The organism is Acinetobacter sp. YH16038 (genome assembly GCF_013417275.1).
Taxonomy (GTDB): Bacteria; Pseudomonadota; Gammaproteobacteria; order Pseudomonadales; family Moraxellaceae; genus Acinetobacter.
Map to the genome: position 1 here is coordinate 21,432 of NZ_VPEG01000005.1, position 23,002 is coordinate 44,433.

Annotated in this window: 20 protein-coding genes; 7 read left to right on the forward strand and 13 right to left on the reverse strand. The window is 43.3% G+C overall.

Annotation, left to right across the window (positions count from 1 at the left end):
* Position 1: 1 nt before the first annotated feature.
* The 3 genes from FTV34_RS02705 to FTV34_RS02715 are packed head-to-tail and all read right to left on the reverse strand — an operon-like array spanning position 2 to position 2,962.
* Positions 2-781, reverse strand: a complete 780-nt coding sequence (locus tag FTV34_RS02705; protein WP_180068752.1) for a transglutaminase family protein — start codon at positions 779-781, stop codon at positions 2-4.
* A complete protein-coding gene (locus FTV34_RS02710; RefSeq protein ID WP_004783892.1) occupies positions 778-1,380 on the reverse strand; it encodes an alpha-E domain-containing protein in 603 nt (200 codons plus the stop codon). The genes FTV34_RS02705 and FTV34_RS02710 overlap by 4 nt, the downstream gene beginning before the upstream one ends.
* Positions 1,381-1,402: 22 nt before the next feature.
* Positions 1,403-2,962, reverse strand: a complete 1,560-nt coding sequence (locus FTV34_RS02715) for a circularly permuted type 2 ATP-grasp protein (protein WP_180068754.1) — start codon at positions 2,960-2,962, stop codon at positions 1,403-1,405.
* A 241-nt stretch (positions 2,963-3,203) separates the two neighbouring features.
* Here FTV34_RS02715 and FTV34_RS02720 point away from each other — a divergent pair, with 241 nt between their 5' ends.
* Together FTV34_RS02720 and FTV34_RS02725 are read left to right on the forward strand one after the other, a co-directional pair.
* Entirely contained in the window at positions 3,204-4,226 is a 1,023-nt protein-coding gene (locus FTV34_RS02720; protein ID WP_180068756.1) for a YafY family protein, read from the forward strand.
* A 459-nt stretch (positions 4,227-4,685) separates the two neighbouring features.
* On the forward strand, positions 4,686-6,356 hold the full coding sequence (locus tag FTV34_RS02725) for an FMN-binding glutamate synthase family protein (protein WP_180068758.1): 1,671 nt from the start codon (positions 4,686-4,688) through the stop codon (positions 6,354-6,356).
* Between the two features lie 84 nt (positions 6,357-6,440).
* Here FTV34_RS02725 and FTV34_RS02730 read toward each other — a convergent pair whose 3' ends face one another.
* The 4 genes from FTV34_RS02730 to FTV34_RS02745 are packed head-to-tail and all read right to left on the reverse strand — an operon-like array spanning position 6,441 to position 10,179.
* Positions 6,441-7,484: an alpha/beta hydrolase gene (locus tag FTV34_RS02730; RefSeq protein ID WP_004783902.1), complete on the reverse strand. Its 1,044-nt coding sequence runs from the start codon at positions 7,482-7,484 to the stop codon at positions 6,441-6,443.
* The gene (locus FTV34_RS02735; RefSeq protein ID WP_180068760.1) at positions 7,484-8,623 is read right to left on the reverse strand and encodes a YdcF family protein; all 1,140 of its coding nucleotides are present in this window, start codon (positions 8,621-8,623) and stop codon (positions 7,484-7,486) included. Before FTV34_RS02735 ends, FTV34_RS02730 begins: the two co-directional genes overlap by 1 nt.
* 5 nt (positions 8,624-8,628) lie before the next feature.
* Positions 8,629-9,666 carry a UDP-N-acetylmuramate dehydrogenase gene (gene murB, locus FTV34_RS02740; protein ID WP_180068762.1) on the reverse strand — a complete coding sequence of 346 codons (1,038 nt, stop codon included), beginning with the start codon at positions 9,664-9,666 and terminating at the stop codon, positions 8,629-8,631.
* Between the two features lie 3 nt (positions 9,667-9,669).
* Positions 9,670-10,179 (reverse strand): low molecular weight protein-tyrosine-phosphatase, encoded by a 510-nt coding sequence (locus FTV34_RS02745; RefSeq protein WP_004783908.1) that lies wholly within the window; start codon positions 10,177-10,179, stop codon positions 9,670-9,672.
* Positions 10,180-10,297: 118 nt separating this feature from the next.
* Between FTV34_RS02745 and FTV34_RS02750 the strand changes: the two genes are divergently transcribed.
* Entirely contained in the window at positions 10,298-11,455 is a 1,158-nt protein-coding gene (locus FTV34_RS02750; protein ID WP_180013043.1) for an iron-containing alcohol dehydrogenase, read from the forward strand.
* A gap of 54 nt (positions 11,456-11,509) precedes the next feature.
* Positions 11,510-11,944, forward strand: a complete 435-nt coding sequence (locus FTV34_RS02755) for a thioesterase family protein (protein ID WP_159123193.1) — start codon at positions 11,510-11,512, stop codon at positions 11,942-11,944.
* A gap of 6 nt (positions 11,945-11,950) precedes the next feature.
* On the opposite strand, the gene dnaX is transcribed toward FTV34_RS02755, so the two are convergent.
* The 5 genes from dnaX to FTV34_RS02780 all read right to left on the reverse strand — a co-directional run bounded on the left by dnaX (position 11,951) and on the right by FTV34_RS02780 (position 18,595).
* Complete coding sequence (gene dnaX / locus FTV34_RS02760; protein WP_180068763.1) at positions 11,951-14,038, reverse strand: DNA polymerase III subunit gamma/tau; 2,088 nt, start codon at positions 14,036-14,038, stop codon at positions 11,951-11,953.
* Between the two features lie 275 nt (positions 14,039-14,313).
* Positions 14,314-14,757, reverse strand: a complete 444-nt coding sequence (locus FTV34_RS02765) for a copper resistance protein NlpE N-terminal domain-containing protein (RefSeq protein WP_180068765.1) — start codon at positions 14,755-14,757, stop codon at positions 14,314-14,316.
* A gap of 83 nt (positions 14,758-14,840) precedes the next feature.
* Positions 14,841-16,103: a serine hydrolase gene (locus FTV34_RS02770; protein WP_180068767.1), complete on the reverse strand. Its 1,263-nt coding sequence runs from the start codon at positions 16,101-16,103 to the stop codon at positions 14,841-14,843.
* A 59-nt stretch (positions 16,104-16,162) separates the two neighbouring features.
* Positions 16,163-17,017, reverse strand: a complete 855-nt coding sequence (locus FTV34_RS02775) for a MaoC/PaaZ C-terminal domain-containing protein (RefSeq protein WP_180002218.1) — start codon at positions 17,015-17,017, stop codon at positions 16,163-16,165.
* A gap of 186 nt (positions 17,018-17,203) precedes the next feature.
* On the reverse strand, positions 17,204-18,595 hold the full coding sequence (locus FTV34_RS02780; RefSeq protein ID WP_180068769.1) for a 3-oxoacyl-ACP reductase: 1,392 nt from the start codon (positions 18,593-18,595) through the stop codon (positions 17,204-17,206).
* 240 nt (positions 18,596-18,835) lie between these two features.
* Here FTV34_RS02780 and FTV34_RS02785 point away from each other — a divergent pair, with 240 nt between their 5' ends.
* Positions 18,836-20,353 carry an acetyl-CoA C-acetyltransferase gene (locus FTV34_RS02785; RefSeq protein ID WP_180068771.1) on the forward strand — a complete coding sequence of 506 codons (1,518 nt, stop codon included), beginning with the start codon at positions 18,836-18,838 and terminating at the stop codon, positions 20,351-20,353.
* A gap of 96 nt (positions 20,354-20,449) precedes the next feature.
* On the opposite strand, the gene aceI is transcribed toward FTV34_RS02785, so the two are convergent.
* On the reverse strand, positions 20,450-20,881 hold the full coding sequence (aceI, locus tag FTV34_RS02790) for a chlorhexidine efflux PACE transporter AceI (RefSeq protein ID WP_180068773.1): 432 nt from the start codon (positions 20,879-20,881) through the stop codon (positions 20,450-20,452).
* Positions 20,882-20,975: 94 nt separating this feature from the next.
* On the opposite strand from aceI, the gene FTV34_RS02795 reads away from it, so the two are divergent.
* Both FTV34_RS02795 and tal read left to right on the forward strand, forming a co-directional pair.
* Positions 20,976-21,866 (forward strand): LysR family transcriptional regulator, encoded by an 891-nt coding sequence (locus tag FTV34_RS02795; protein ID WP_180068775.1) that lies wholly within the window; start codon positions 20,976-20,978, stop codon positions 21,864-21,866.
* 89 nt (positions 21,867-21,955) lie between these two features.
* Positions 21,956-22,927 carry a transaldolase gene (gene tal / locus FTV34_RS02800; RefSeq protein ID WP_180068777.1) on the forward strand — a complete coding sequence of 324 codons (972 nt, stop codon included), beginning with the start codon at positions 21,956-21,958 and terminating at the stop codon, positions 22,925-22,927.
* The last annotated feature ends 75 nt before the right edge of the window (positions 22,928-23,002 follow it).

Here is a 23,002-nt window from a genome sequence, read left to right on the forward strand (position 1 = left end):
ATTAACATCCTAGTACCTGGACGATGGAATACATGGATTCCACACCGCCTTCTTCTCTTACACCACGTACTGGTGCAACATCCCAATAGTCGCGCCCCACCGCAACATAGACATGCGCACTAGGCGTAAATAACAGGTTACTCACATCAAAACAGTACCATGCCTGTTCAATAAATACCTCAGCCCAAGCATGACTCGCCAGATGTGAGGCATTCTGTGCATAAAGATAACCTGATATATAACGTGATGGTAAACCTAAATGTTTACACATGGCGATAAAAATATGACTGTGATCCTGACAGACGCCCTGACGTGCTTCAAAAGCATCAATCGCAGAACCCTGTACCGTAGTACTATTTGATATATAAGGAACATGTTCGAGTACGGCTTGGGCCAAGCTGATTAAATGTTTACGAGTTAGTGCTGGAACATGCTGCTCTGCAAAATCCTTCATCTCTGCATTGCATTTTGTGGCTTCTGTCGGCTGTAAAAACAGATAGGGATTTAAGGAATCATTCAAGCCCTGCTCATGCGCGAGATTTAGCTCAACGATGCCTTGTGCCATGATCATCAGGCTATGATAGGATTCACGCTGTGTACTGGTCATCCAGAAATTTTTAAAGGCATCATGCCGAATCACTTTCTGACCCGGTACACTGACATCCCAATAATGCACCTTCTGATGTTCATTGGTGGAAGGCATCATTTTGATGTACTGAATACTGTTCCTCACCTCGGCTGTGTACGTATATTGCGTTTGGTGATTCACCATCAATTTCATACATCAGCCTCGAACAAGCGATGAATATGATCACTAAACTGGTAAAACTGCTTCAGATCAGGTGCAGCACGTAACTGTGTCCAGTATTGCTTTACACTGCCCCAGCCAATCTCACAGAGCGTATCCACAATATAATCGATTTTACATAAGGTACGGGTAGTATCCTCACCGAGACGTAACTGCTGATCAAGCTGTTCCAGACATTGGCCCAGACTGAAAAACAGAAATACATCTGATGATTCTGCTTCCAGAATTTCGGCACAATCTGTCACGACATCGCAGATATAACCGGCATTCTGATCAGCAGTTTTAATCAGTTTCAGTAGTTCGGAATAGGCTTTGCCAGACAATACACCGCGTAATTCCTGAATATTGTCTTTTGCCACCTGAAACTGCTGGGTAAATGAAGTCGGTTGGGTACTATCCAGAACCAGCTCATTTAATGAACTGGCATCAAACGCAGGCAAACAGAAAGCATGTGCATAAGCCACAGCGGCTTCATCATCTAAAAATGGAAAATGCGAACATAAAAACTGGGTACGAGATAAATAACGGCCTAACCAAAAAATATGTTGCGCATTGGTATTTAACAAAACCATGACGTTATCCTTCTTTGGAATGTTATGAATGTAAGTTGTCGACTACCCAAGTATCTTTGATCCCGCCACCTTGCGATGAGTTGACCACCAGTGAGCCTGCCTGCATGGCTACCCGGGTCAGACCACCTGGCACAATTTCAGTGCGGTAAGGTGAGCTCAAGACAAAAGGACGCAGATCAATATGTCGTTCAGCAATACCAAAATTGCTTAAAGTCGGACTGACCGACAAATCCAAAGTTGGCTGCGCAATGTATAAATGCGGCGCAGCTAAAATCTTATCTCTAAAAATATCAATATGCTGTTGAGAGGCTTGGGGCCCAATCAGCATGCCGTAACCGCCAGAACCTTGTGCTTCCTTGACGACCAGCTGATCCAAATTCGCCAACACGTAGTCCAGATCTTCCGGATTACGACATTGGTAGGTTGGAACATTATTTAAAATCGGTTTTTCACCTAAATAAAAATGAATCATTTTATCGACATAAGGATAAATCGATTTATCATCTGCCACACCTGTACCCGGTGCATTTGCGATTACAACATTATGTTGTAAATATGCGGACATTAAGCCCGGAACACCCAAAGTACTATCTGGTTTAAAGCACAGTGGATCAAGATAGGCGTCGTCGACCCTTCTATAAATAACATCAACCTGTTGACGCCCACGTATCGTTTTTACATAAACCTTAGAGTTCTCAACAAAAAGATCACGTGATGTCACTAAAGGCACATCCATGTCCCTTGCAAGGCAAGCATGTTCATAGTAAGCACTATTGAAACGACCCGGAGTCAAAACCACAATGAATGGATTATCGGTATAGGCATTTTCCGCCAGAATTTCTCTTAAGAGTTTTGGATATTGCTCAATACCGGCAATATTGGATTGCTCAAACACTTTTGGCATTAACTTCTGGCTGATCTTGCGGCATTCCAGCATATAGGACACACCAGACGGCGTTCTCAGGTTATCTTCCAGTACATAAAATTCGCCTTTGGAATCCCGGATAATATCAATCCCGCTAATCTGGCTATAAATACTGCCTTTCAAATGATGCTGATACATATGCGGCTGATACGCTTCATGGGTCAGTACCTGAAGTTCAGGAACAATATTGGCTTTGAGAATATCCTGCTGATGATAAATATCATGCAGAAACAGGTTTAAGGCACGAACACGCTGTGCTGAACCGAGTGCCACCATATTCCACTGTTTACGGGCAATCACCCGTGGGATTACATCAAACGGAATAGTCCTCTCAGTGCCCTGCTCATCGCCGTATACGGTAAATGTAATACCGTCATAGAGAAAATGTTCTTTTGCCACTTCATTTAGCTGATTCAGTTCATCTAATGTATGCTGTGACAGCCATTCTTCAATTCGTTGACCTGCCTGGCTGTTCATCACCTGATGATTACGCATTTCATTGAAAAATTTCGAAGAAATCTCTTGGTATAAAAAATGCGGACTGTGCTTAATTGAAATATTGAGTGCTGTAGTATTTGTAAAATTTTTGCTTAAATCTGCTGCAGTATGATTTTCTACTGTTGTAATAGTATTTGTATCCTGGCTTTCTTTTAGCATACAAACCTCGTCATTGTAATCTATTATAATAAAATCAGAGCAATATCCATGCCATGACATCCGTTTCGAAGTCTGTATTAACCCAGCAAAGTGCCTATTCACTCAATATCATTTTTCACCAAGATGTTTACGGATTGTAGGACAATTGTTGCGCAGAATAACTTGCGAAAAAAATCCAGATTTCTTATTGTGGTAAGCTCATATTTAATTTGTTTCCACTGATTGCCAGTAAAAATACATTATGTCAGCACAAGAAAAAGAAACCTCCAACAGCCTTTACCGCCAATGGCAAATCTTGTCGCGTCTTTCTACCGGCAAATGGATGGGAACCCGTGAACTCCAGGAAATCCTGAATCGTGAAGGGATCGAGATCAGTTTACGCACCATTCAGCGTGACCTGAACCAGATTGCCCAGCGTTTTCCGATTGAAAGCAGTAAAACTACACCCCAGGGCTGGCGGTGGCGTTCAGATGCCCCGATTCAAAGCTTGCCGCACATGACCAGTTCACAAGCGGTAACCTTTATGATGGTGGAAGAACATTTGAAACATTTGCTGCCACCTAGTCTGATTGAAGAAATGAATCCCTGGTTTGACCTGGCACGACGCAGCCTGTCTTCACAAAATAATGTACGACAATGGATTAACCGGGTCAGAATCGTGCCTGCGACTCAACCACTTATTCCGCCTGTCGTTGATAAAACGGCCCAGCAGGCGATTTATGAAGGCCTGTTACAGGATAAACAGCTGGAATGTGTTTATCAGGGTCGTGGTCATAATGGTGAAGAGAAAACCTATATTTTAAATCCGCTGGCATTAGTGCAAAAAGGTTCAATTATCTATCTGGTCTGTACCCGTCATGATAAATCGGATATTCAGACCTTTGCCCTGCATCGTTTTAAATCTGCGGTTGTACTGAACTCTCGTGCCCTGCATCCTGTGAATTTTGATATTGATGAATATATTGAATCTGGCGCTTTAGGATTTCGGGTCGATTTTAACCAGCCAACAGAAAATGTATTGCTTCAACTGAGCATGCCTGAATCTGATGCACACTATTTTGAAGAAAGTCAGCTAAGCAAAGATCAAAAAATTGAAAAAATTGAAAATGGTATGGCTCTGATTAGTGCGACTGTGCCTTTTACCTCACAACTGGTTTGGTGGTTACGAAGTTTTGGCAATAAAATCAAAAATATCGAACCAAAAATAGTGGCAGATGCTGTTTACCAAGTGAATGAAACTGATTCAGTCTCTTCCAAAGAATAAAAAAGTCCCCATTTTGGGGACCTGATCAATTTATCATTTTATTTTTATTATTGCTCTGGTGATCTGTTACTGAACCAGTCTACTTTCCTCTTGCCCCAGAAAACAGACCGGATGTGTCACATTAGAAATTAAGGAGTCCGGCAACATGAGCAAGCCAGCTCTGCATTATTAAAACGGATCGATTTTTTTGTCATAATTTACACTCCTGATGTGGGGGTAAAATCACTATAAAACGCTTAAGCCTGTTTTTGAAATAAAAAGAATGCATGCCTTTTGCACAATTTTTCCATAGAAGATTATTTGGAAAATTTATTATCTATCTAGAAGTCAGGTATAGCGGCCTACGCCCCATTGTCAGCAAGTTTATAAAATTAAAAAACAATTCTATGCTTGTATAAGCCAGGCAGCTCTGCACATTATTAAATGCTATCGTAGTGGAAATAGGGATTTAATTTCATAATGGCTAACCCTGCGCAATTAGTACGACACAAATTACTTAATACTTTCTTTTCACGGCATTCAGTCTGGTTTGCCTGCATCACCATCGCCGTTATTTTTACGATTTTTCATATCGGTTATGAGCCGCGCTATATTTATTATTTTATGCCGGCAACCTTAGTGAATACACTATGGATCGTCAGTATTCTACTGAGCCTGCTAGGCCTATATGATGTCTTGCAAAACAGACATTCAATCTTAAAAAATTACCCGATTATGGGTCATTTCCGCTTTATCTTTGAAGAATTCCGTCCTGAAATTCGTCAGTATTTTATTGAAGCGGATCGGGATGCTTTGCCATTTTCACGTATGCAGCGCAGTCTGGTGTATCAACGGGCCAAAAATGAAAATTCAGATAAGCCTTTCGGCTCAATCATGAATGTCTATGAAGAAAATTATAAGTTTATTAACCACTCTCTCACTCCTTGCCGACCTGCTGATCCAGAAACCTTCCGCATTCTGATCGGCAATGAGCAGTGTACGCAGCCTTATTCTTCTTCAATTTTGAATATCTCGGCTATGAGTTTCGGGAGTTTAAGTGCCAATGCGGTTCGGGCTTTGAATCTTGGTGCGCAAAAAGGCAAATTCTTTCATGATACAGGTGAAGGTAGTATCAGCCCTTATCATCTGGAACATGGCGGTGACATTGTCTGGGAAATTGGTAGCGGCTATTTTGGCTGCCGGACCTTAGAAGGTCAGTTTGATCCGGTAAAATTTGCAGAAAAAGCTAAGCTACCTCAGGTAAAGATGATTGAAATCAAGCTTTCACAAGGTGCCAAGCCTGGACATGGGGGGATTTTACCTAAAGCCAAGATTTCAGAAGAAATTGCTCAGATTCGCGGGATTAGCCGTGAACATGACTGTGTCTCACCTTCTGGACATCCGGCGTTTAAAACCCCGATTGAAATGATGAATTTCATTCAACAACTACGTGAGCTTTCTGAAGGTAAGCCAGTCGGATTCAAGCTTTGTCTGGGTCAACCTTGGCAATTTATGAGTATGGTGAAAGCCATGCTACATACCAAAATTTATCCTGATTTTATTGTGGTAGATGGATCTGAGGGCGGTACCGGTGCTGCACCAATTGAATTGATTGACTATATGGGTACTCCTTTAAGAGAAGGTCTTTTGTTTGTGCACAATACCTTGGTCGGTGCAGGATTGAGAGACAAGATTAAAATTGGTGCAAGCGGGAAAATTATCAGTGCCTTTGATATTGCCAGTACCATGGCACTTGGAGCTGACTGGGTTAATTCAGCGCGCGGATTCATGTTTGCAGTCGGATGTATTCAGGCTCAAAGTTGTCATACCAATCAATGCCCTGTGGGAGTCACTACTCAGGATAAAGAGCGTCAAAAAGCCCTGCATGTCCCGACTAAGGCCGAGCGAGTATTTTATTTCCATAAAAATACAATGCATGCCCTGTCTGAGCTAATCGCTTCAGCAGGTTTAAAACATCCTTCTGCTATTAAACCGCATCATCTGGCACAGCGAATCAGCAATCATGAAATCAAGAACTTTGCCCAGATTCATTTCTGGCTTAAAGAAGGTGAATTATTACATTGCGAAAATAAAGATGAGGAAAATTTCTATTTCCGTATGTGGAATATGGCCAAATTGGAAAGTTTTTAGACTTAGAATAAGTGAAATTTAATCGAGTTAGACAAGAAAAAGGCGTTTACTAAAACGCCTTTTTTTAATTGAGAGTGTCACAGTCTAATAATAGGTCTTACTGCCATGCGCATGTAAAAAGGCTGGAATTAAACCTGTGAGTGCTGCACGGATATCCGCGCGTTCATTAATCAATTGATGTGAACCTTCTTCCAGCATTAGCAAAGTTTGCAGGCGGAACTTGCGCCGGATAAATTCAATATTATAACGCCAGTCCACTGTCTGATCCTGAGCACCTTGAGCTAACCAGACAGGGATACGACAGGCTGGACGTGCTTCCATTTCCTGCATCCAGCGTGACATCGCCAGAATCCAGTCCATGCCCATCATGCGGGGTTGCAAAGGATCTTTGAGGCGGATAAAACGCAGAAATTCAGGATTATGGTTATTACGACGGAAATGACGTGGTACTTCACGCTTGATCCGGCTGATAATGCCGAGTCCGAGCGGATTATGCCACCAGGCAGTTTTAGCCGGACGAATCAACGGTGACAATAACAGCACGCGATCTACAAACGGATTTTCACGTCGTTCTGCAAATTCGAGCAAATGATGCATCCAGATCGCACCACCAGTACTTTGTCCAATACCAACCCATGGTTTCGGTAACTGCTCTGCATGCTTCACATAACGATATACCGCATGCAAAACCTGCTGGTAATGGTCAAAATTCTGGATACTGGCAGATGAACCATCGCTGAGACCATGCCCCGGCAGGTCATAAGTCAGGACGCTAAAGCCCTGTTCCAGCAACTCACGTACGATCGGCTGATAAATTCCGCTATGTTCCAGATATCCATGTAACAGAAAGGCCGTTCCCTGAATCTTGTCAAAACGGGTATTTTCTAGATTAGGTGTAAATACTTGCACATGCAGTTTAAACAGCGGCATCTGTACATAGCCCTGCCAATGCTTGCAATCCAGCAAATCGAAACCATATAGTCTGCGATAAGACAGCAGATCAATAGTCGGCTGGTCATCCCTATTCAAGTTTAAGGGCTGTAAAAGCTGTGGCGTTGTTTCCCTGCTTGGCACAGGTAAATCCAGCTGTTTCAGGATGGTCGGATTTAAAAACGGAATATCAGACATTAAGGCACCTCCCGACAGTCACTGGAGCCAAACCACATATCGCGGATAGTGGCCAGCATTTCATAATTGGCACGGCGACTATGATCATAATTTTGTCGACTTGGACGCCAACGGGTCAAGGACTTCGGCATCGGTGCTTCCACTGGAATCGTTTGAATACCATTCAGTGCAAACAGACGACGGGTACGCGGCATATGATAACGGTCGGTAATCAGAATCACAGTCGGTGCCCCACCTTTTTTTTGCAATAATAACGAGCTGAAACGGGTATTTTCACAGGTATTCATGCTGCGGTCTTCAAGCAATTTGGCATCGACATTGTAATTTTGTAACCAACGCTGCATATACGGCGCTTCCACACCACTCAATACGATCGGTAACTGATACTGTTTTTCAACTGCGAGTGTAGTTTCCAGACGCAAACGGGTATAGTCATTGACCACAATATCCTTACCATTTTCATGTAAAGTTAAACCACCACCTAAGACCACAATGGCATAAGGTTTAGACTGATTGACCGGTTTCTGTTGCTGCTGTTCCTGCAGTAAAGCCAGATCTTCCTTGATTTCCTCTTTCGCTGTGACCTGTACGGCACTCGCTTCTTCATCTTCCAGAGGATGAGTCGTCAAGAATTCAATATATTGCTCAATCCGTTCCTTGTTTTCATTACTATCCCATTCCAGCAGTTCGCGGACCTTCTGAGTCGGGTCAACGGCTTCCACAGGTTCTTGCTGGGACAATAAAGGCACTTGTGCAGGTTGGTTCTGTTCTGCTTTTTCTTCCTGCTGTTCACGCTGATGTTCTTCAATCATCTGTTGCAGTATCTTGTAGCGTGCCTGAATCAGCATCAGATTGGCAGAATGATTTTTCTGGATATCCTGCTCCATCACACGCAAATAAGCCTGACGGGCAATCCACTGATCAGAACCTGGTTCGAGCGTATCATCTTCACTCAAGGAAGCCATTTTCTGGCTTTGTGCTGCAACTTCGTTAATTTCAAAGGACACAAATCTGTTGAGTCCCTTAACTACAAGCTGCGAATAAAATGGCGAATAGATCAACATCACCAGACAGCCGAAAAATACAAACAGTCCTGCGACGATTTGTACTAAACGGACCATCCAATGGGTGTTTTTCATATACGTTATTTATCCTGATGAGATCGAATTAAGCCTTTACAATCAAATAATACCGGTTCAGGTTCGAGCATAATCTTGAATTTGTCCCAGACAGCCTGCTGTACTGCGCTATAGGTTTGACGGACATCCGTCAGAGAAGCATGACCATAGTTCACCAGAACCAGTGCCTGTTTATGGAACATGCCAACTGACCCAAGCTGTTTCCCCTTCCAGCCTGCCTGATCAATCAGCCAGCCTGCCGCCATTTTAACCTGATCATTGGCCTGTGGATAATGGGGCAAATTAGAAAAATGCACAGCAATTCGGTCAAAAACCTGTTGATTTACGATAGGATTTTTAAAGAAACTTCCCACGTTTGGAAATTCTTTAGGGTCAGGAAGTTTGCTCTGACGAATCCGGATCACCTGCTGCTGCAAGTTTTCTGCTGTGAGATTATCACCCACCGCTGCTTTAAGATCACCATAATTCAGTTTCAGATTTGCCTGTTTTAGTAATTTAAAAGTAACGTGTGTAATCACATAACGTGTTGGATCATCTTTAAAAATACTATGACGATAGGAAAAATGACAGTCTGAGGCAGGAATGGAATCAAATTTTTTCAGCTTACGGTCATAGACCTCTACCGCATGAATAAATTCGCCAACCTCGACACCATATGCCCCAATATTCTGCACTGGAGATGCGCCGACCAGTCCGGGAATCAGGGCCAGATTCTGCAAACCATAGAGTTTCTGTTCTGTCGTCCAGAGTACGAAGTCATGCCAAACTTGGCCCCCACCTACCCGCAGACATTGATGCTGCTCATTTCCTTCCAGCATTTCAATACCTTGGATATCCATATGCAGGACGAGAGCATCAATCTGTTCCGGCAATAACATATTACTACCGCCAGAAAGAATCAGCACATTCAGTTGTTGCTGCTCAGCAAACTCCAGTGCAGCAATCAGATCATCAGTTGATTGGATCCGGCTGTAGTAAGCGGCAATCGCTTCGAGATTTAGCGTATTAAAAGGTTTAAGTTGAACCTGAGTCTGAATCTGCATGACTTAAACCTTTTCTGTTTGATGTTGTTTAAAAATTTCTACCCAGGCCCGACTGCTGGACTCACATTGGTTCAGGACACGTTCAAAACCATCTGCCCCGCCATAATATGGATCTGGCAAAGCCTGTTTTGGATAGTGCTGATCATGTTCACTCATTAAAGCAACCTGGGCACGCAGGCGTCCGAATTCTGCCTCTGCCTGATGCTGGAGCGCCTGAATATCTGCCAGATTTTCCAGATCCATCGCTAGAATCAGATCATAATCAATAAAATCATGGGTTTTGAGTTGACGCGCACGCAGGCCAGAAAGATCATAACCCCGTTTTAAGGCATGTTGCTGGCTACGCAAATCAGGTGCTTTCCCCGGATGGTAATTACTGGTTCCTGCTGAGTCGACCACAATATCGAGTTTCTGTTCATCACAATAATGTCTGAGTACCACTTCTGCCGTGGGAGAACGACAAATATTTCCCAAACAAACACATAACACCTTATATGGCGTTCTGGATGACATAAACAACCTCAGAGTTAATCATTTTCAAGATACTTATGTTAAGTTATTTACCTGATGAATCCTATATCACCGCCCCATAATAATTTTGTATTTGCGATAAAAATTAAAGGATAAAGACATGAATCGATTTCAGTTTCAAACCGTTCCCAACATCATCGCCGGCCTCGGCACGATTCAGGAATTATCCTCTATTCTCAAACAGGGCCGTTATCAGCGTGTTTTACTGGTCACTGATCCAGGCATGCTACAGCATCAATTACACCTGCCTATTCTGGAAATTATTGAAGATGCGGGACTGGATTATGCAATTTATTCCGATGTACAGGCCGATCCACCTGAGCATGTAGTGCTTGAAGCAGCAGATTTTGCCAAACAGGAAAATGTCGATATCGTGATTGGCTTTGGTGGTGGCAGCTCTATGGATGTCGCCAAGCTGATTGCAATCTTGAGTCATCCGTCACAGCACCAATCTTTGTCTGATCTGTATGGCGTAAATCAGGCTACTGGCCCCCGTTTGCCCTTGATTTTGGTTCCTACCACTGCAGGTACGGGATCTGAAGTTACTCCGATTTCAATTGTCACTACAGGTGAAACTACAAAAACAGGAATTGTGGCACCGATCCTGTTTGCAGATACTGCCATTCTGGATGCAACCTTTACCCAAAATCTGCCGCCCTTAATTACTGCTGCGACCGGCATTGATGCCATGGTCCATGCCATTGAAGCTTATACTTCTAAAATCAAAAAAAATCCCTATTCCGATATGCTGGCCAAGCATGCCTTAAAACTGTTAAATGCCAATCTTCAACGTGTGCTGGACGATGGTCAGGATCTGGACGCACGTCAAAACATGCTGGTTGGTTCTATGCTGGCAGGTCAGGCCTTTGCCAATGCACCGGTTGGGGCTGTGCATGCACTGGCTTATCCATTAGGTGGGCATTTCCATATTTCACATGGACATAGTAATGCACTGGTATTAACTGAGGTGATGAAATTTAATACGCCGGATGCCAAAGCCCTCTATGCCGAACTGATGTGCTGGTTAGATCCACAAAGCAAAGGCTGCCATGATGGCCTGACTGACCTGTTTATCGATCATTTTAATAATCATCTGGTGAAAAGTGGCTTAACCCTGAAACTTAAACAGTTAGGAATTCCTGAACATATGCTAATGATCATGGCCGAAGATGCCATGAAACAGAGCCGCCTGTTACAGAACAATCCACGTGAACTTACTCTGGAAGATGCTTACAACATTTATCAGGCGATCTATTAGATTTAGGATTATTTTCGACTCAGCAGATCTAGCCACTACAAGTTATTTAAAAATATGAAAGCAGCTCTTAAACAACGCGAACATTATTCATTTTTTCTGCCGATACAGACTCGTTGGGCGGACAATGACCTGTATGGCCATGTCAATAATGTCACTTATTACAGCTATTTTGATACGGCCGCGAATGCCCTTTTGATTCAGGAAGCCGCATTTGATCCCAAATATTCTCCAATGATTGGACTGGTGGTCAGCTCGCAATGCCAGTTCAATCAGGAACTGTCTTATCCGGAAATTATTGAGGTAGGTGTCGCCATAGAAAAAATGGGGAATAGTTCTCTCAGCTATGATCTGGCAATCTTCAAAATGAATTCTGATACGGCAGCCGCTCAAGGCAGTTTTGTACATGTGTTTGTCGATCGCTACACACGAAAAAGCACCCCGATTCCAACTGAAATGCGGGATGCTTTAGCACGTTTTGTCTCAGTCTAAAATATTTTATTTCAGCTGAATATTGTGCAATTCACCATCAAACTGTTCCAGCAAGTCACGTACAGCCGGTTCAGCATGCAGCAGCTCTTCTGCGCGTTTAAAAGCGCGTACTTTACGTTCTTGCTGCATGGTATATGGCGTTAACTGCTCTACATCTTCAAACTTCACCTGGAAAATGGTCTGTGGCCATTGTTCCTGCAAAGCTGCTTCCAGATGATGTTGTAGCTGCGACAAAAGCGGCTGATAACGCTCTGGAATATGAAAGACCGATGCTGCATTAATCTGGCCAGTCATGATGCCATACTGAGCCAATTCCTGAACTGCCGGAGATAACTGGCTATTACGGAACCAGAATTCCCATTTTTCTACCGTCCATTCACCCTGCATATCCTGTACCGGAATTTGCAGAATATCCTGCGGCATCAGATTACGGTCTGTAGAAATATTTGTATTTGCGATCTGAGTTGATGCAACCTTAGTCTGATTAGAAATTTCTGACTGACTTTCATCTGCTTTATGAACCACTTGTTCTGATTCAGTAGCTGAAGCATCTAGGCTAAACTCTGGTTCCTGTGCTACTGGTGCGGCAATATCTTTTTCAGGAATGAATTCTTCTAAAAGAAAATCATCACTGCTGGCTTCAGGGCTGGATGGAACAGGTTCTGCAGGAACATCGTCAAAACCAAACAGGCCATCTTCCAGGTTTGGATCAAATACAATTTGATCAGACTCAGATTGTTCTACCCTAGTTGATTCAGCTTGTATAACTTGAGGCTCAGAATTGGTTTCTGGCTCGTCTTCATCCAGAAAATCATCCGAAGATGGTTCAGACTGTGCAGTGACTGGATGATTATCCTGCTCGTCTTCATAGCCAGCATCTAATGAAAAATCTTCTACAGCAGCTTGAGCAACCGGCGCACTTTCCTGCTGCGTTATCTGATTTTGCTGTGGAGCTGATGCAGCTACAGCTTGTGATATCTGAACTGTATTGGCTGGAATTTCATTTGGCTGTAACGGACGGAAGGCTAGCAAACGTAGCACCGTCATCTCAAAGCCTTGCTCTTGCGTAACCGCAAGCTGTAGGTCAGCACGACCTTTACAGGCGATCTGATAATACAGTTGCAAATCTTGTGCTGAAATCAAAGCCGATAACTGCATGATCTTTTGATTGATCTCGGCACTGTATTTCAGGCTTAAATCCGGCAGATATTGTAATAAAGCCAGTTCATGCAGGGTAGAAATCAGCTGATCTAATACCAGTGATACATCCAGCGCCTGCTGACGGAATTGCAATAATAATTCGCTAACACGTGCTTTCTGATTCTGATGAATCGCCAGAATCAGATCGTAAATGATGGTTCGGTCGATCAAGCCCAGCATGTCTTTGACATCCTGATGTTGAATGGCACCCTGACCATAAGCAATCGCCTGATCCGTTAAAGACAAAGCATCACGAAGCGAACCCTGTGCTGATTCGGCAATCTGCCAGATCGCATCCTGATCAGCCTGAATGCTTTCTTTGGTGAGAATATTACCCAGATGTTCAGTAATTTCATCAACAGCCAATGGACGCAAAGTAAATTGCAGGCAGCGAGAAATAACAGTAATCGGCAGCTTTTGCGGATCTGTGGTTGCAAACAGAAATTTGACATGCTCCGGTGGTTCTTCCAGTGTCTTTAATAGAGCATTGAAAGAATGCGTGGACAGCATATGTACTTCATCGATCAGATAGACCTTGAAACGACCCTGAGTTGGCGCATAAGGGACATTGTCCAGCAGCTCACGGGTATCTTCAACTTTGGTACGTGATGCCGCATCGATCTCAATCAGGTCAATAAAACGGCCTTCATTGACGGCGGTACAGGTCGGACATACCTCACAAGGAGTCGAAGTAATACCGGTTTCACAGTTCAAGCACTTCGCCAAAATACGTGCAATCGTGGTTTTACCAACACCACGCGTTCCCGTAAACAAATAGGCATGGTGCAAACGGCCACGCTCCAGTGCGCTGGTTAAGGCACGTGAAACATGGTTTTGACCGACCAATTCGTTGAAATTGCGGGGACGGTATTTTCGCGCAAGTACTTGATACATGTATGCTCCTTTTTACAGGTCTAAGCATACTGTTTTTTTATAAAATAGTGAATGAATTAATCAGTTATGATCTGGAGAGATAGACCTATCAATCTGATTTAAATCAACTATCTCGAAGCTGTTTGCTCCATTTTTATGCCTGACTGAAATATCAGGATATTTTTAGTATATTTGGAAAATAAAATATCTATTGATTTTCGCTCTATTTGAGCGGATTAATACAATCTTAGAAATAAAAATTTCTGATCAAAGATAAAGGATTGGGTTGAATCTGTTTAAGCGAATCGCCCTAAAATAAAATCACTCTGCATCTGGTAGCGTTTACCGCTTTTGTCTTCACGGATTTCCAGCACATGCTCTTCCAAATCAACATACAGTAAATTACGAGTCGCTACATTCACCAGCTCAATTTTCTGATGAGAATCATCTTGGAAACGAATCGGGCCACTAAAGGTTTCCACCTCATTATGACCACTCAGGCTTTCACGTTCTAAAGTATAAGTTTGATCTTCGTGCAGAGTTAGCATGACAGCCATGCCCGGACAATCATCACAACGGGACAAGCAGCCCATGCAAGGAGTTGTACCCTGATACTCTCCCGCCCATGCTGGAATCTGTGCCTTGGCTTCAACAATAGTATTTTTAGCTGATTGGGTTTGATCCTGACAACCGAATAAAGCACCGGTTGCCACTAAGGAAATCAGTATTACTTTTTTCATGGTTTCATTTCGCAGCACTGGAATTTGCCACAAAATAGCATATTTTAAATGACTGACTAAACTCCCAAATCAAGGATATTCAGTTAGCGCCAGCCTTTTCTTCCCGTCAATACCGCATCAGCACAGCGCAAAGTTTCCTGCGTCAGCCCCCAAAGACGGTAATCTCCAGTTAATGAACCTGTTGGGAAGTTATGGGTATAGGCAAAACTTAAACCGCGTTCCGGATCACACCAGGCACCAGAACCGTTAAAGCCCATATGACCAAAACCTGTAGAGGCTTTACCCAATGTCAAAATACGGTGATAACCCAGACGCCAGTGCATTGGCACAGGCATCACCCGATCACGACGGGTATATTGCACCTGGCTTAGTCGCTGAAATACTGGAGGTGAAATCAACTGCTGGCCTTGCCAAGCACCGTGATTGGCCAACATCGCATAGATTTTTGCCAGACTGTCTGCAGTAAAGACGCCATTAGCTGAAGGAATAATCGCCTGTAATCCCTCATCACTAAAGAAGCTAAAATTCTTCATGCCTTTAGGAATCATGCCATCCTGAAAATCTTGTGGACTCTGACCACTCCAGACCAGAGCACGCTCCATTAAACCGGGTTTGCGTGTAACTACTCTTTTGCCTTTAGAAGATTGAGATGCAGATTTTGCTTTAAAGATCGGTCGCGCAACTCGAGGCAGTTCATCCAGCGGCACACTAAAATAGGCACCATTTAATTGCAGAGGCTGAACTAAATATTCCTGCATTAATTGGCCTAATGATTTACCGGTTGCCTTTTCCAGTACTCCCCCCACCTGCCAGCCAAAAGTCAAAGGTTGATAAGCGGCATCAGTCGTGGTCTGAAAACGTGGTTCAGCTGCCGCGATCCGCTCCAGCATGTGTGACCAGTTAGCCATTTCAGTGGCATCATCAATGATATTACGGATATCAAACAAACCACTTTGATGGCTCAGCATATGTGCCAAAGTAATCGACCGTTTACCTTTCTGGGCAAATTCAGGCCAGTATTCTGCAACTGATCTGTCATAGTCCAGATAACCTTTACTGACCAGAATGTGTGCCAATGTCGCCAGTACACCTTTGCCAGTGGAATAGCATAGTGACATGGTATCGGGCTGCCAGTTTTCTGTGGCAGACTTCTTTCCGGTATAAATATCGACAACTTTTTGTCCCTGAAAATATACAACAAGTGCCGCACCACCCTGTTCAGTACGTGCATCCTGTAGGCGGCTAAACTGACGAGCAAGGTCGCGAAAACGCGCATCCACATTGCCCTGATAATTATGCTGATCAGCAAACAGATAATCTTTAATTGGCTGCATCATTCTATCCATAGAATTTTGATCCCTTAAAATGAAAAAGCCTAAATCGAGTTTAGGCTTTTGATTCAGATTTAAATCGCTTTTACATGGCCGGTCACATGCGGCTTCTGGTTTTTGCTGTTCCGGATCAGAAAGTCTGTATCATTCGCTGCTTGAGCAGTCAGGAACTCAACTTTAGAGGGTAAGTACATCGGCAGCTTAAACCAGACATCGGCTTCATACGCATCCGGCAATGACAGATTAGCCAGCGCTTTGGCTTTGCTCCACATACCATGTGCAATCGCCTGTTTAAAACCAAAAGCCTTCGCTGTAACAGCATGAATATGAATCAGATTAAAATCACCTGAAGTCATGGCATAACGGCGGCCGGTATTTTCTGAAATTTTCCATTCAGTATTCAGCTTATAGTCCGGCGCTTTACTTTCTGCCGGTTTTTCAGCCGCTTTAGCATCAGTCTTTTGACGTGAAAGATAAGTCGTTAATGCCTCAACGACGACTTCATTGCCTACTTTGACTGTGGTAATAAAATCAAACTGAACACCTTTGTCATGAGGCTGTAACTCACCAAATTTGCATGACAGGGTTAAAGTCTCATTTACACCGACTTTACGGTATTGCTTGACCTGATTACGGATATGTACCAGTCCTAAAATCGGGAACGGAAATGCTTCCGAGGTCATCATGTGCATTTGCAGACTTTGAGATAGTACGGTCAAATAAATAGCTGGAATATAACCATTATTTTTAAAGCCACATACTTCATTATAGGCTTTTAAATGTTTCTGATCGACCTTGAATGAATCCACCACATATTCAACTTGCGGTAGAACTTTTTCAGCTTTCGGCTTTTTAAAAATCAAGCCTTGAATCACTTTTGGATAGGCTAAATAAGGTTTTGGAAGTTGACTAAAATGGCGCGTATTCATACTGAACCTTTGGAAATATTATCTTTATAAAGTGACCTCTCCTGAGCATACTTCAATCATTGTATGAAAGTGAAGCACTGGAGAGGTTTTGAGAATTCTTGGAATTTTCTCTTTAGAATTTTAATCCCCCTTTATAAAAGGGGGACTTCTCCTCTCTTTTATAAAGAGAGGTCGGGAAAGATTCCATTAAGCCCCTAACAGACTTTGACCACAGACACGAACCACGTTGCCATTTAAACCTGTTGAAGCCGTAGAAGCAAACATGGCAATTGTTTCTGCAACATCTACAGGTAGACCACCTTGGCTCATTGAGTTCATACGGCGGCCTGCTTCACGGATTGCAAATGGAATCGCAGCCGTCATTTGTGTTTCGATAAAGCCCGGTGCAACGGCATTAATGGTTATACCATTTTTTAAGGTTGGTGCTGTGAATTTTACCACTCCAATCACACCCGCTTTAGACGCTGCGTAGTTGGTTTGACCCAGGTTACCTGCAATGCCTGAAATTGAGGATACACAGATAATACGGCCATTGGCATTTAGACCATCGTTGGAGATTAAATAGTCATTTACACGTTCAATGGCAGACAGGTTGATGTTAATCACCAGATCCCATAGCTCAGGCTTCATATTGGCCAAAGTCTTGTCGCGGGTAATACCGGCATTGTGCACAATAATGTCCAGACCGCCTTGCTCAGCTGCTGCCGCTTTGATTTTCTCACCTGCATCTGCAGCAGTAATATCGATGGCTAAAGTTGAACCGCCAATTTCACCGGCTACACGGTCAAGGTCTGCTTGCTGTTGCGGAACATCCAGACAGATGACATGTGCGCCATCACGTGCCAATACATGAGCAATCGCTTCACCAATACCACGGCTCGCACCGGTCACTACAGCAGTTTTACCCGCTAATGGTTTAGTCCAGTCCACATCCACTTTTTCAGCAGGTGAAACACGGATCACCTGACCAGAAACATAGGCAGAACGTGGAGAAACTGCAAAACGTAAAGCAGACTCAAGGTTTGCTTCAGCACCGGCATCTACATAGATCAGGTTCGCTGCAATACCCTTTTTAAACTCTTTACCAACAGATTTTACAAAACCTTCCAGTGCGCGTTGAGCAATTGACTGGCTAACTGATTTAGCAGTTTCAGGCGTAGTTCCTACAATCACGACACGGCCAGAACTTTGGATTTGACGCGCAATCGGGTTAAAGAAATCATAAAGTGATTTTAACTGTTCTGAATTTTCGATTCCTGAAGCATCAAAAATGACAACTTTGAATTTTGATTCTTTATCGCCCGGATTAAACGCGCCCAGATTCAGTCCAGCCGATGCAGCAGCCTGTTGCAGTTCAGCATTGTTACCTGCATAACTATTGGCATGAATATTTGCCAGAACCTGAGCAATAGCACCAGTCAAGGCACTTGCCGGTGCTGCTCCAAACAATACCGCACCTTTGACAACTGGTGTAGCAGACTCAAAACGGTCTAAAGAAGTTGGGGATGGCAGACCCAAATTTTTAATGACAAATTTACCAATAGGAGATTTTGCAAAAGTTTGGTACTGATCAGTCATGTTTATTATCTCTCATACAAATTAATTTTTGGTTGATCTAAAGTTATCCTTAAACTTCAGTATGATGCCAGACACTTATATTTCAATAGATCTACCAGTTTCCGCCCAATCATACTTGAGATAACAGGCAGATGACTTGACCTAAGCGCAGTCTGTAATGTCATTGTAGTCAATACAGCCTATCTTCTTCTATGCTAATGTAACCGCCAAGAAGACGATCTATTTGCCTGGTAAAGCCTTATGAGCAAAACAACTCAAGATAATCCAGCAGTCGAGAACTCTGCGACAGAAACTGTGTCAAAACCATCAACGCGTAGCAAGCGTAGCACTAAAAATCCTGATACAGCCAATGCCGCAGAAAAAAGTCCGGCTAAAACCACACGTACACGCAGTACATCTGCACGTACCAAAAAAACGACTTCAAGCCAACAAGATTCAGCATCTATAACACAGACTTCTGTTCAACAGGAACCAAACATGAGCCAAAATACAGTTCGCCGCGTTGCTATTATCGGTGGTAACCGCATTCCATTTGCACGTTCTAACGGTGCTTACTTTACGGCATCCAATACTGATATGTTCACAGCAGCCCTGAATGGTCTGGTTGAACGTTTTAACCTTCAAGGTCAACGCTTAGGTGAAGTGGTTGCAGGTGCTGTACTGAAACACAGCCGCGACTTCAACATGACGCGTGAATGTGTACTAAATACGGCTCTTGCACCAGAAACCCCTGCTTATGACATCCAGCAAGCATGTGGTACTGGCCTTCAAGCGGCCTTCCTGGTCGCGAACAAGATTGCTCTAGGTCAAATCGAAGTGGGAATCGCAGGCGGTGTAGATACGACTTCTGATGCACCAATCGCTTTCGGTGATGGCTTACGTAAAGCATTACTTGAGCTGAACATTGCGAAAACAGCGAAAGACCGTTTAAAAGCGCTGACTAAAATCAATGTGAAAGACCTGATGGATGCACCAAAAAATGGTGAGCCACGTACTGGCCTGTCTATGGGCGACCATCAGGCGATTACTACACTGGAATGGGGTATTTCTCGTGAAGCGCAAGACGAGCTTGCAGCCTCTTCACATCAAAAAATGGCAGCAGCTTATGAAGAAGGTTTCTTTGATGACCTGGTAACTCCATTCCTGGGTCTTGAACGCGACAACAACTTGCGTCCAGATTCTTCAGTTGAAAAACTGGCGAAACTAAAACCTGCTTTTGGTAAAGGCGATGCACGTACCATGACAGCGGGTAACTCTACTCCACTGACTGATGGTGCGTCTTGTGTGCTATTGGCTTCTGAAGAATGGGCTAAAGCAAATGGCCATGAAGTATTGGCTTACCTGACTTTCCAGGAAACTGCTGCCGTTGATTTCGTAGAGAAGAAAGAAGGCCTGTTGATGGCACCTGCTTATGCAGTTCCTCGTATGCTGGAACGTGCTGGTCTGAAACTGCAAGATTTTGACTACTATGAAATTCATGAAGCATTTGCATCACAAGTACTTTCAACATTGAAAGCTTGGGAAGATCCAAAATTCTGTAAAGAGCGTTTAGGTCTGGATGCTCCACTAGGTTCAATTGACCGTGCCAAACTGAACGTAAAAGGTTCCTCTCTTGCTGCAGGTCACCCATTTGCAGCAACTGGCGGTCGTATTATCGCGACTGCGGCAAAACTGATTAACCAGAAAGGTTCAGGTCGTGTGCTTGTATCGATCTGTGCAGCAGGTGGTCAAGGCGTAACGGCGATTATTGAGAAATAATCCAAGCCTCATATAAAAAACCGCTCTGTATGAGCGGTTTTTTTATTGCAATATTATTAGCGAAGCATTTGAAGATTACTCTAGTAAAGACTTAGGTTAAGCTTTTCGGTAGTCTGGTTCCAGACCCATTTTGGCTTCAAGGTGATCATAGCACCACTGGAAGATAAAGGTATATACCAGAATACATAGCGTCATCGCCAAATCCAGAAGAAAAGCCTGCGCCAGACTGATCTGTAATGCATAAGCTACCATCGGAATCGTGGCCAGCATCAAACCACCCTCAAATCCAATCGCATGAGTAATCCGCACTTTGATTGTTCTTTTAAGACAATGTTTGGCTTCAAACTTTTCAAAATAATGATTAAACAGCATATTCCAGAACATTGAAGTCACAGCCATCGCAATTCCGAGAGCGCCTGTGACCTCAAGCGGCATATGCATGAGCGTACTCAGTAATATGGCAATCACCACCAATAAAATGCCTTCATATAAGGTGGCATGAATCAGTCTTCTTTTCGAAATTAACATTTCCGTTCAACAAGTCAGGAGATAAAAGAATTTTATTTTTTTAAATTTGATTATTCGAGTTAGAATCTATCAATAAAAATGAAAGATAGAATTCATGAATATTAATCAAGAACAGCTGCTAATGTTTAAACTGGTCATGGAAACCGGCTCCTTCTCTGCTGCTGCACGTAAACTTGGTAAAGTTCCTTCTGCAGTGAGCATGTCCATTGCCAATCTGGAAATTGATCTTAATCTGGTGTTATTTGAACGCATTGGCCGTGAACCGAAACCCACCGCACAGGCGCAAGTGCTATATGAAAAAACTGAACAGCTTTTGGTTGAAATGAATCAATGGAAGCAACATGCGCTTGCGCTCAGTTCTGGTCTGGAATCTGAATTAAATATTGTGGTGGTGTCTGAGCTCCTCCATACCCGCTGGACCGATTATATCGTTTTGCTGGAACGGGAATTTCCAGCCCTGCAAGTCAATGTCTTTAGCGCACCTCAGGAGGATGCTCATCGCATGCTGTTTGAAGGTTCAGCGCAGTTAGCGCTGATGTTTGAACGAGAACAGCTGGAAACCCGGGAACAGTTTATAGAATTAAAACGTGAGGTACTGGTCGCTGTGGCGGCCAAACAACATCCATTAAGTCAATTTCACCAGGTCAGCTATGAACAGATTTTACAAAACCGACAGATTGTTGTTGCCAGTCGTGATCGTAGCATTAAGCCAGAACTGCTCTTTTCCCGGAATTACTGGCGCACTGATAATCATCATTCAGCCTGCAGCATGATCCAGCAAGGTTTGGGCTGGGGCGTGCTTCCCTTAGAAATGATTAATGAACAGCCACATTTGCAGGAGCAGCTACAGATCTTGCATCTGCTCGATTTCACCCCAAAATTTGAATATTTTGTCGATCTGGTCTGGAGTCGAGAAACTCGACTGGGTACAGCTGCTCATTTTTTGATTAATCACTTGCGTCAGCAGCGAAAAACCGACCATTAATCACAGAAATTCAACGACAGTCTACTTGGTAAGAGGATGATTTATGATATATAAGAATGCATAAGCAATAACCATAGAACTAGATCGTAATGACATTAACTGCACTAAACCAATTAAAAAACTTGACGACTATTGTGGCAGATAGCAGTGATTTAAGCGCAATTAAGAAATTTCGCCCTCTGGATGCAACCACAAATCCATCTCTGATTACTGCAGCAGCGAAACAACCTGAAAATCAGGCATTGATTGAAGCTGCTTTTCAACAAGCCCAGCAAGAAAGCTATGTAAATAATGCCCTGATTGAACGCACGATTGATATTTTGACCGTCAAATTCGGTGTTGAAATTTTAAAACTGATTGAAGGTCGTGTTTCGACTGAAGTGGATGCTTCCCTGTCTTTTGATACTGAAGCGACCATCGCCAAGGCTAAAGAATTACTCGCGCTGTATGATCAATATGGAATTAATTCTGACCGCATCCTGATTAAGATCGCATCGACTTGGGAAGGTATTCAGGCAGCGAAAGCACTGGAAGAAGAAGGTATCCATACCAACCTGACCTTATTATTTGGTCAGCATCAGGCCCATGCCTGCGCTGATGCCAAAGTGACTTTAATCTCGCCTTTTGTCGGCCGCATTCTAGACTGGTACAAAAAAGCGGAAGGTGTTGAGTCGTATCCAATTGAAAAAGATCCGGGCGTACTCTCAGTGAAGCGCATTTATGAATTCTATAAAGCGCATGGGATTAAAACTGAAATCATGGGTGCAAGCTTCCGTAGTATTGAGCAGGTTTTGGGCCTCAGCGGTTGTGATCTACTGACTGTTGCACCAAACTTGCTGGAACAACTTGAAAATGATCAGCGTGAAGTTCAGGCTCAGCTTTCAGCCAAAGATATTCAATCTCAAGGTGAACTGAATCCAATCAGTCATGCCGATTTTGATGCACAACTGAAACAGGACCAGATGGCCAGTGAATTACTGCAAGGTGGTATCGATGGCTTTATCAAGGCACGTGAGCAACTGGCGGCTTTATTAAAGGAAAGTTTTTTGAGCACCACCTAAATTCACAGCGAATTTATAGAATTTCTCCAGGCCGATGTTGCTATAATGCCGCATCGGCTTTTTTCATTTTTGCGA